Origin of the sequence: Paenibacillus sp. S29, from assembly GCF_049319765.1 — a bacterium.
Lineage (GTDB): Bacteria > Bacillota > Bacilli > Paenibacillales > Paenibacillaceae > Paenibacillus > Paenibacillus polymyxa_B.
Window position 1 is genome coordinate 1 of record NZ_JBMOUI010000090.1, and the last position, 332, is coordinate 332.

The following is a 332-nucleotide window of genomic DNA, read 5'->3' on the forward strand; positions in this document are numbered from 1 at the left end:
CATCAGGATGCACAGGAAGCGACCCGTTATTGGAGTGACTATTTGGCAGGTTTTGAGCAGCAAACCTTGTTGCCTGGGGAGAACGCACAAGCTTCTGTAGTCACACGCAATGAAGAATCAGACGGAAGCGGTGCGGGTTCCCATTCCAGCTATGTTTCGGAAAAGCTGCCCTTTAGGTTGGGTAAAGAACGGACTGCGTCATTAAACCAAATGGCCAAGCAACAACATGTCACGATTAACACATTGTTGCAAAGTGTGTGGGGCGTTATTTTACAGCAATACAATAATAATCAGGATGTTGTGTTTGGTGGTGTGGTATCCGGTCGTCCGGC

1 protein-coding gene is annotated in these 332 nt (G+C 47.9%); it reads left to right on the forward strand.

Translation table 11 applies throughout. The features are described from left to right. Window positions 1-332: condensation domain-containing protein (locus ACL9RM_RS26625; protein ID WP_414126719.1), on the forward strand; the 332-nt coding region annotated here is incomplete at both ends.